Source organism: Hoeflea sp. BAL378 (genome assembly GCF_000759435.1).
GTDB lineage: Bacteria > Pseudomonadota > Alphaproteobacteria > Rhizobiales > Rhizobiaceae > Hoeflea.
In genome coordinates, this window is sequence record NZ_JRJG01000211.1 from 1 (window position 1) to 2,085 (window position 2,085).

The 2,085-nt window shown below is 68.9% G+C and carries 3 protein-coding genes; all 3 read right to left on the bottom strand.

All coding sequences use genetic code 11. The annotated features are described in order from the left end of the window. Positions 1 to 247: 247 nt before the first annotated feature. Positions 248 to 661 (bottom strand): tellurite resistance TerB family protein, encoded by a 414-nt coding sequence (locus tag LL06_RS25260; RefSeq protein WP_035533610.1) that lies wholly within the window; start codon positions 659 to 661, stop codon positions 248 to 250. Between the two features lie 161 nt (positions 662 to 822). After that, entirely contained in the window at positions 823 to 1,491 is a 669-nt protein-coding gene (locus LL06_RS25265) for a helix-turn-helix transcriptional regulator (RefSeq protein WP_035533611.1), read from the bottom strand. Positions 1,492 to 1,621: 130 nt separating this feature from the next. After that, positions 1,622 to 2,085: DsbA family protein (locus LL06_RS25270; protein WP_052161909.1), on the bottom strand; the 464-nt coding region annotated here is incomplete at its 5' end.

Below are 2,085 nucleotides of genomic sequence, written 5' to 3' on the forward strand. Positions count from 1 at the left end.
CTTGAGCGCGCCGCGCATTTCGCCGCGCTCGAGCCGCGGCGCCCACAGCTCGATGACCGCGAGCGTGAGGAAGATCACCGAAAAGGCCAGAAGCCGGATTACCGGCTCGGACAGGCCGAACAGGGTCATGGCGCAGCATCCTATGCAAGGTTTCGCATGTTTTATGCCACGCAAGGGCGCGGCAGGCGAAACACGATTTGGTGAGGCGGGCGGGTGCCGCCCGGCGACGGCCGGGGCGGCGCGCGCGTCAGGCGCTCCGGAACCGGGCGATGGCGCCGCGCTCGAGCGCCGCGCAGGTCAGCTTGTCGAGGCCCAGCCGGTCGCGCAGCATCTGCAAGAGCCGGATTTCCTCCTGCTGGATGTTGTAGTCGGCGGCGGCGATCTCCACCGCCAGCGCATAGGCGGTGTCGTAGAGCTTGGGCGGAACCGCGTCGCGCACCACTTCAAGCATGATGTCGAGCCCCTCGGGCCCCTTCAGCAGTTCGGCCGCGGCGCGGGTGACCCCGATCAGCCGCTCCTCGTCAAAGCCCTGGAACACCGGCAGGAAGGTGACCAGCCGGCCGATGCGCGCCAGTTCCGCGTCGTTCATCGCCGTGTCGACGGCGGACATGGTGACCATGAGATAGATGAGGGCGTCGTGGGCGGTGATGCGCGAGGACATGGGCAAGCTTCCTGTTGATGTCTGCAGACAATAGGAAGTCGTGCCCGGCTTCACAAGCCGGGCGGCGCGACGACGGCCAATCCGCCGCAGCACGCCGGCAAGGCCCGACGCGCTCGTGCCCCACCGGGCGCGACAACCGCGGGATCAAGGCGCCGCGGATCCTACTGGCTCGCCCAGATGATGCGCGCCATCCAGTCGATCTCGCTCAGGTCGAAGCTGCGGTTGGGGTGGTCGGGATTGAGCGAGACCAGTTCGATCGATTTGGCGGTCTGGCGGCTCAGCACCTTGGCCATCACCTCGCCCTCGCGCGTGCGCACCACCACCCGGTCGCCGCGGCGGATCTGTGCGCCCGGCTCGACCACCAGGATGTCGCCGTCGCGGTAGAGCGGCATCATGCTCTCGCCCTGCACCTCGAGCGCGTAGACGCCGGGCCGCTGCGACGGCTGGGCGGGAAAGTCCACCATGTCCCAGCCCTGTCCGGCGGGAAAGCCGCCATCGTCGAAGAACCCGCCGGAGCCTGCCTGGGCGAAGCCCAGCAGCGGGATCGACCCGGCCTGCGGCGGAAACGCGCCTTCGGGAAAGCTGCTGTCCGGCGCCCGGCCGCCGCGCACCAGGTTCATGAACTCCTCGAGCGAGGCCCCGGTGGCGTCGAGCACCTTGGCGAGCGATTCCGTCGAGGGCCAGCGGTCGCGCCCGTCGGCGCCACAGCGCTTGGACTTGTTGAAGGCGGTGGAATCGAGGCCCGCGCGCCGCGCCAGTCCCGAGGCTGTCAGCCCGTGCCGTTCGGCCAGCGCATCGAGCGCCGACCAGATGCGTTCATGCGAGAGCATGGTCGAGGTTCCCGCTGTGAGGACAATTTCGGGCACGCAACACCACCGCCCGCGACCTGCTTTTTACATGAATTATGGGGGTCGAGTAAAGGGAGTTAGGAAAAATATCCTCCGCCTCTTTCCTCTCGCTTCAATGCGGAAACGCCTTTCGTCCCGTCCTGAGCACCTCTTCCAGCATCTCGATCCGGTCCTGGCCGATGAACGCCTCGCCGCCCAGCACATAGGCGGGGACCGCCACGGCGCCGGCGGCGAGCGCCTCGCGGGAATTGCGCTCGCGGATCGCGGCGACCTCCTCGGTCTTGGCGTCCTTGAGCGCGGGCATGGCGTCGAGCCCGACCTGGGAGAGGTAGGACGACAGCACCGCCGGGTCGCCGACGCCGTCGTCATGGGCCCAGGCGCCCGACAGCACCTTTCCGACGAAATAGCGCGGATCGTGCCCGGCCTCGACGAGCGCGATGACCACCCGGTCGGCGAGCCCGGAATTGACCGGCCGGTGCTTGGGCGCCGGATGCAGTGACAGTCCGCGCGCGGCGGCCAGCCGCTGCAGGTCGAGCAAGGGCGGGATCGGCAGCGCCGCCGGCCGCGGACCCGCCT